The organism is Rudaea sp. (assembly GCF_036383415.1).
Taxonomy (GTDB): Bacteria; Pseudomonadota; Gammaproteobacteria; order Xanthomonadales; family Rhodanobacteraceae; genus Rudaea.
In genome coordinates this window covers 1-6,996 of sequence record NZ_DASVOK010000150.1, presented here as the reverse complement: position 1 = coordinate 6,996, position 6,996 = coordinate 1, and the positions used below count along the sequence as shown (strand labels likewise).

Here is a 6,996-nt window from a genome sequence, read left to right as displayed (position 1 = left end):
CATCGCAAGACGGCGCAAGACGGCCGCCGCCGTGCCCACAGCCGCGGCGGATGCGCGCGCCGACGCGAACGCGAGCGCAGCACGCTTGGCGTTCATCGGCGCATGCAAGCGCGATGACGCGTCGGCGATCGCGCGCGCACTGATTGCCTGGGCGCGCAGCGAAGGCAGCCATGCGCGCACGCTCGGTGAGCTCGCGCACGCGCTCGATGCTAGCCAACGCGCCGCGTCGATCGAGCTCGAGCGCCATCTCTACGCGGCGAATCCGGAGCCGTTCGATGGGGGGCGCGTCGCCGCGGCGTTCCGCGATGGCCTTGCCTTCGCCGCGACGCACGCAGGGAAAGCGCAATCACCGCTGCCGCCGCTGTATCCGTTCGCGACCACGCGCGCGGACGAATCGGCGCAGACTCTGCACTGAGTTCCGAGCGATTCGGCGTCAAACCATCGACGTCCGCCGTTCCGATCAATCGGGCCAGGTTCATTCCGGCTTCGTTGAAGCAGAAGTGCAGCAACCAAATCCGCTGTCACCGCATCTGATCTGGCGGCAGTCACTCGTCTGCAAAAAAACGGCATCGAACGATGCCGACGGGTTCGGCTTGCCGCGATTCCGCTTTTCGTCCACGAACCGGAGCAGGTCATGCACAAGATTTTTCTCGCCGCGTTGCTCGCCGGGCTGTCGAACGTCGCCTTGGCCGACGTTGCTTACTACGTCGATCTCGCCGCCACGCCAAGCCGCATCACTTCGTTCGAGATCGCCAAGCGCGGCAACGATCGGTTTCATCCGGCGCCGATCAGAAGCTGGCCGTTCGGAGAGTCCGGCAATACGGTCACCGTCGTGATGCGCGTGGGTGACGGCGACTGCCGGCGTGATCTGCGCATCGGCTTCGCCGATGGGCGCCGAGTCGTGTACCGCGACTTCGATGTCTGCAAGCTGCCTGCCTATCGGGTGGGTCAGGATCTTCTGCTCGCGGCACAACCTTGACCTGCTGAGGTAATCGTCGCCGTTCGTGCTTCAGGCAGCGTTGTCGCGCGCTGCCTGCGCGCTGTTCTGCTCGACGTCGGGCGTGCGCCAGCCGCACTTGAGGCCCCAGAAGTAGAACGCGGCGCCGACGAGCGCGACGACGACCAGGTCCCAGCCGTAGGGCAGGTAGCCGCGGCCGCCGAAGCGCGTGCTGCCGCCCCAGGAGGCGAGCGCGATCGCGGGCAAGTAGCAGATCAGCCACCACGCGCCGTCGAGCTGGCGGCGGAAATCGCGCCAGCCGTTCTTCGCCTGGTAATAGAAATACCACGGCAGCGCGACCACGATGAGCAGGATGATTTCGCCGGTCAGCGGCCACTTCGCCCAGTACAGCAGCTCGGTCGAGAACACGAATGCGAGCAGGGCGAAGACCGGCAGCGCCGGCAGGCGCAGCGGCCGGCGCAGTTCCGGCGCGGTGTGGCGCAGGGTCATCGCGCTGACCGGGCCGGTCATGTACGAGATGATCGTCGCCACCGAGATCACCGCGGCGAGCGTGCCCCAGCCGCGGAAGAAGAACAGGAACAGGTAGGACACGCCGAGGTTGAACCACATCGCCGCGCGCGGGATGCCCCAGACCGGATGCACGCGGCCGAATGCTGCGGGCATCGTGCCGTTCTTCTGCATGCCGAAAAGCATGCGCGCGGTCGTCGCGGTGTAGGTGATGCCGGTGCCGCTCGGGCTGATGAAGGCGTCCGCGTAGAGCAGCATCGCCAGCCAGTTGAGGTTGACGAGCAGCGCGAGTTCGGCGAACGGCGAGCGGAAGTCGATGCCCTTCCAGCCGGCCTTGGCGAGCAGGTCGGGCGGCACCGAACCGAGATAGGCGATCTGCAGCAGCAGGTAGACGACCGTTGCCAACGCGATCGCGCCGAAGATCGCGAACGGAATGCTGCGCTCGGGATTGCGCGCCTCGCCGGCGAGGTTGACCGGGCTCTGGAAGCCGTTGAAGCTGAACACGATGCCCGCAGTCGCGACCGCGGTCAGCACCGCGGCGAAGTCGATCGTATGCCCGCTGCCGTCGATGCCGACGCTGAAATTTTCCGAATGGAAGCCGCTCGCGATCAGGGCGACGCCGGTCAGCGCGGGCACGACGAGCTTGAACACGGTGATCGCGCTGTTCGAGCGCGCGAACAGTTTCACGCTCCAGTAGTTCAGCAAAAAGTATACAATTACCAGCACGGCGGCGATCGCGATGCCGGGTGGAGTCAACTCGCCATGGCCGTCGGGCATGTGCATGTACAGATCCTGTGCCCATTGCCACGGCCACGAGGCCATGTACTGCACAGAAGCCTCGGCCTCGACCGGGATCACCGAGACGATCGCAATCCAGTTTGCCCAGGCGCCGATAAAGCCGACCAGCGAGCCGTGCGAGTACTGGCTCATGCGCACCATGCCGCCCGATTCGGGGAACATCGCGCCGAGCTCGGCGTAGGTCAATGCGAGCGTCGTGATCACGACTGCACCGATCACCCAGGCCCAAACCGCGCCCGGGCCGGCAAGGCCTGCCGCGCGCCAGGCGCCGAACAGCCAGCCTGAGCCGATGATCGAGCCGAGGCCGGTCAGCATCAGTGCGAACGCACCCACGTCGCGGCGAATCGCCTTGTTTTGTTGCATGGGAATCCCCGAAGAGGCGCGGCGTGCGCGCGAGATGTGCAGGTTTGCGGGGATTTTGGCCGAAGTCGGCGCGGTGGGCAAACGTGACGGCGTGCCGGCCCGCGACAAGCTGGCGCAAGTGCGAGACAATACGGCGTCATTTTTGCGATCGGTTCCGGTCGCGAGAATCAAGCAGTGGCCGCCCACGGCCGCACGTTTCAATTTCCCGAAGGTGAACAAATGCCAAGTCGCAAAGAGCTGGCCAATGCGATCCGTGCGTTGAGCATGGATGCGGTCGAAGCCGCCAAGTCAGGCCATCCGGGCATGCCGATGGGCATGGCCGACATCGCTCAGGTGCTGTGGGGCGATTTCCTCAGGCACAATCCGGCCAATCCGAAGTGGCCGGGTCGCGACCGTTTCGTGTTGTCGAACGGTCACGGCTCGATGCTGCTCTATTCTTTATTGCACCTGACCGGTTACGACCTGCCGATCGACCAGCTCAAGAAGTTCCGCCAGCTGCATTCGAAGACCGCGGGTCATCCCGAGGCGAGCGAGTTTCCCGGCATCGAGACGACGACCGGACCGCTGGGCCAGGGCCTCGCCAACGCGGTCGGCTTTGCGCTGGCCGAGCGCGTGCTCGCGGCGCGCTTCAACCAGTCCGACTGCGGCATTGTGGACAATTATACTTACGTCTTCCTCGGTGACGGCTGCCTGATGGAAGGCATTTCGCACGAGGTCTGCTCGCTGGCCGGCACATGGAAGCTCGGCAAGCTCATCGCGGTCTACGACGACAACGGCATCTCGATCGATGGCGAGGTGCACGGCTGGTTCACCGACGACACGCGCAAGCGCTTCGAGGCCTACGGCTGGGAAGTGATCGGCCCGATCGACGGGCACGACCCGGCAGTCGTGGCGGCTGCGCTCGAACAGGCGAAGAAGGACACCGACAAGCCGAGCCTGATCATTGCCAAGACGATCATCGGCTGGGGCGCGCCGAACAAGCAGGGCACCGAGGCGACGCACGGCGCGCCGCTCGGCAAGGACGAGGTCGCGGCGACGCGCGCGAACCTCGGCTGGAACTATCCGCCGTTCGTCATTCCCGACGAAATCTACGCCGGCTGGGATGCGAAAGCGAAAGGCGCCGCCGCCGAGGCCGCGTGGAACGAGAATTTCGCCAAGTACAAGAAGCTGCATCCCGAACTCGCCGCCGAATTCGAGCGCCGCATCAAGGGCGATCTCCCCGCCGATTTCCATACCCAGGCCGACGCGTTCATCGCCAAGCTGCAGAAGGAAGGCCTGAATATCGCCTCGCGCAAGGCCTCGCAGATGTCGCTCGACGCCTACGGCCCGTTGCTGCCCGAACTGATCGGCGGCTCGGCCGACCTCGCGCCGTCGAACCTGACGATCTGGAAGGGCTCGAAGGACGTGCAGTCGAACGACGCTCACGCCAACTACGTTCACTACGGCGTGCGCGAATTCGGCATGACCGCGATCAGCAATGGCCTCGCGCTGTACGGCGGCTTCATTCCCTACGACGCGACCTTTCTCGTGTTTTCCGATTACGCACGCAACGCAGTGCGCATGTCGGCATTGATTCCGACGCGTGCGATCCACGTCTACACGCACGATTCGATCGGTCTCGGCGAGGACGGACCGACCCACCAGCCGGTCGAGCATGTCGCGAGCTTGCGCCTGATTCCGAACAACCATGTCTGGCGCCCATGCGATGCGGTCGAGAGTGCTGTGGCGTGGAAGGCAGCGATCGAGCGCAAGGAAGGTCCGGATTGCCTGATCTTCTCGCGCCAGAACCTGCCGCACCAGCAGCGCACGGACGAGCAGGTCGGATTGATCCAGCTCGGCGCTTACGTGCTCAGCGATCCGGCCAGCGCGAAGTTCGACGCGATCATCATCGCCACCGGTTCGGAAGTCGGCCTCGCGATGGAGGCGATGCGCAGCCTCGCGCAGCAGGGCATCCAGGTGCGCGTCGTCTCGATGCCGTGCGCCGAGGTATTCGACCGCCAGCCGCTGGCTTATCGCGAAGGCGTGTTGCCGTCGTGGTGTCGCAAGCGCGTCGCGGTCGAGGCGGGCGTGACCGCGTACTGGCGCAAGTACGTCGGCCTCGACGGCGCCGTGGTCGGTCTCGACCGCTTCGGCGCGTCGGCACCGGCCGAGCAATTGTTCACCTACTTCGACATCACCGCGACCGCGGTGGCGGATGCGGTGAAGAACCTCCAATAAGACGGACGGGCGCCGCGAAGCGCCCGTTTGTCGCCCCACATGCGGCTTGGGGAACTGTGTACCCTTGGCGCAGGTCCTGAATCGTCAACCACCCGCAGGGAGGCGCTCGATGAAGTTCGTCGTCCGGTTCGCGCTCGCCGCAACCGCTTTTTGCTCCGCCGCGGCGCAGGCCGCGGCCGATCCCGTGCTCGAGGCGATGAGCGCAGAATTGACGCGCTCGCAGGCCGCCTATTTCAAGGCCGCAGTGCCGGCCTACTTCATCGCCTACCGCATCAACGATGATGAGCAGATCGGCGTCAACGCCGAGTTCGGCACGCTGACCAACTCATCGTCGATGCACGTACGCTCGCTCAACGTCGAGTTGCGCACCGGCAGCTACGCGTTCGACAACACCCACGCGGGCGCGCCCGGTGGCCTACCTGGCTACGCGCGCGGCAACGCGACCCAGCGCGTCGGCCTCGACGACGACGTGCGCGCGATGCGCGCGGAAATCTGGAGCGCGACCGACGGCGCCTACTGGCGCGCGGTCGAGGAATTGTCCAAGGCCAAGGCCGACGCGGCCGTGCAGACCGCGGCCGAGGACAAGTCCGACGACTTCAGCCACGAATCGAAGCTGGAACTCATCGAGCCCAAGCTCGACTATGCGATCGATCTCGACCGCTGGCGCGACAAGGTGAAGGCCTACAGCGCACCGTTCAAGCGCGATACGAAGATCTACAACGCGCGCGCTGGTCTCAGCGTCGCGCGCACGACACGCTGGCTCGCCAATAGCGAAGGCACGCGCGTGCGTCACGCCGAACTTACCTATCTGCTCGACATCGCCGCGGCGACCAAGGCCGATGACGGCATGGACCTGCCCGGCATGGTGCGCTTCGTCGCCAGCCGGCCCGACGCGCTGCCGGACGACGCGACCGTGCTCGCCGCGGTCGAGAACCTCATGGCCGATCTGAAGGCGTTGCGCGAGGCGCCCGTGATCCAGGCCTACGAGGGTCCGGCCATCCTCGACAACCGCGCGGCCGGCGTGTTCTTCCACGAAGTCGTCGGCCACCGCCTCGAAGCGCATCGCCTGCGCGACGAGAACGATGCACAGACGTTCAAGAAGAAACTCAGCGAGCGCATCTTCCCCGAGTCGATCTCGATCACGTTCGATCCGACGCGTACGGAGTTCGCCGGCCAGGCGCTCATGGGCGGCTATGCGGCCGACGACGAAGGCGTGCGTGCGCGTCCGGTGCCCGTGGTCGAGCACGGTGTGCTGAAGAATTTCCTGCTTGGGCGCACGCTGATCGATGGTTTCGCGTACTCGAACGGACATGGCCGCTCGCAGTCCGGTTTCCGCCCCGTGTCGCGCCAGTCAAACATGATCGTCGGCGTGGACAAGCCGGTGGACTACGACACGCTGAAGAAGCGCCTGCTCACCGAAATCGCCGAGCAGGGCAAGCCCTGGGGCCTGATCATCCGCGACCTCGACGGCGGCTTCACCGAGACCGCACGCGCCAGTACCGGCGGCGCCAAGCTGCTGCCGACGATGGTCTACCGCCTGTATCCCGACGGCCGCGAGGAACTCGTACGAGGCGTCGACCTGGTCGGCACGCCGCTGACCCTGCTTGCCCAGATCGACGCCGCGGACGGGCGCTTCGGCGTGTTCCACGGCTGGTGCGGCGCCGAGTCCGGCTTCGTGCCGGTGTCGACCGTCGCGCCCGACCTGCTGATCCGTCGCATCGAGGTGCAGCGCAAGCCGAAGTCGCAGGAGCGCCCGCCGATCCTGCCGGCACCGGGTGTGGCGGCAAACGCGGAGGGTCGCTGAAATGAAAAGTATACTTCTTGCCTTTGCCGCCCTTTACTCCGCGAGCGGATTCGCCCAGGCCGTCGACGACGCCGTGCAGCGCGCGATGAACGACGAGCTGCAGCGCTCGATGCAGAGCCTGCAACTGCCGGGCGAGGCGAAGCCGTACTTCATCGCTTACCAGGTCGAAGACATCGCCGTGCTCGACGTGCAGGCCTCGCTCGGCGCCGTGGGTTTCTCCGGTGAGCGTGGCTGGCGCTACGCGCGCGTCGACGTGCGCGTCGGCGACGCCAAGCTCGATTCGAGCCGCATGGCCGGACGCCAGCCGATCTTTGTCGAACTGCCGGTCGAGGACGATTACGACGGCGTG

The 6,996-nt window shown here is 65.9% G+C and carries 6 protein-coding genes and 1 pseudogene; 6 read left to right on the top strand and 1 reads right to left on the bottom strand.

Going from position 1 to position 6,996, the window contains the following annotated elements; genetic code table 11:
- Positions 1 to 415: pseudogene (locus VF497_RS05890) on the top strand (hypothetical protein); the annotation flags it as partial.
- Positions 416 to 634: 219 nt separating this feature from the next.
- Positions 635 to 979, top strand: coding sequence for a hypothetical protein (locus VF497_RS05885; RefSeq protein ID WP_330886698.1), 345 nt, complete (start codon positions 635 to 637; stop codon positions 977 to 979).
- A gap of 30 nt (positions 980 to 1,009) precedes the next feature.
- Here VF497_RS05885 and VF497_RS05880 read toward each other — a convergent pair whose 3' ends face one another.
- On the bottom strand, positions 1,010 to 2,626 hold the full coding sequence (locus VF497_RS05880) for an APC family permease (RefSeq protein WP_330886697.1): 1,617 nt from the start codon (positions 2,624 to 2,626) through the stop codon (positions 1,010 to 1,012).
- On the opposite strand from VF497_RS05880, the gene VF497_RS05875 reads away from it, so the two are divergent.
- From VF497_RS05875 to VF497_RS05860, 4 genes are all read left to right on the top strand, one after another.
- Positions 2,625 to 2,888 carry a hypothetical protein gene (locus tag VF497_RS05875; protein WP_330886696.1) on the top strand — a complete coding sequence of 88 codons (264 nt, stop codon included), beginning with the start codon at positions 2,625 to 2,627 and terminating at the stop codon, positions 2,886 to 2,888. The two genes, VF497_RS05880 and VF497_RS05875, sit on opposite strands and share 2 nt — an antisense overlap.
- Positions 2,846 to 4,843: a transketolase gene (gene tkt, locus VF497_RS05870; protein WP_330886695.1), complete on the top strand. Its 1,998-nt coding sequence runs from the start codon at positions 2,846 to 2,848 to the stop codon at positions 4,841 to 4,843. Before VF497_RS05875 ends, tkt begins: the two co-directional genes overlap by 43 nt.
- Positions 4,844 to 4,952: 109 nt before the next feature.
- Complete coding sequence (locus VF497_RS05865; RefSeq protein ID WP_330886694.1) at positions 4,953 to 6,647, top strand: metallopeptidase TldD-related protein; 1,695 nt, start codon at positions 4,953 to 4,955, stop codon at positions 6,645 to 6,647.
- A 1-nt stretch (position 6,648) separates the two neighbouring features.
- Positions 6,649 to 6,996: hypothetical protein (locus VF497_RS05860; protein WP_330886693.1), on the top strand; the 348-nt coding region annotated here is incomplete at its 3' end.

What these genes read in the sequence shown, in the direction of transcription:
- VF497_RS05885 (WP_330886698.1), top strand. Translation starts at nt 635, where the DNA reads ATGCACAAGATTTTTCTCGCCGCGTTGCTCGCCGGGCTGTCGAACGTC.
- VF497_RS05875 (WP_330886696.1), top strand. Translation starts at nt 2,625, where the DNA reads ATGGGAATCCCCGAAGAGGCGCGGCGTGCGCGCGAGATGTGCAGGTTT.
- VF497_RS05880 (WP_330886697.1), bottom strand. Translation starts at nt 2,626, where the DNA reads ATGCAACAAAACAAGGCGATTCGCCGCGACGTGGGTGCGTTCGCACTG.
- tkt (WP_330886695.1), top strand. Translation starts at nt 2,846, where the DNA reads ATGCCAAGTCGCAAAGAGCTGGCCAATGCGATCCGTGCGTTGAGCATG.
- VF497_RS05865 (WP_330886694.1), top strand. Translation starts at nt 4,953, where the DNA reads ATGAAGTTCGTCGTCCGGTTCGCGCTCGCCGCAACCGCTTTTTGCTCC.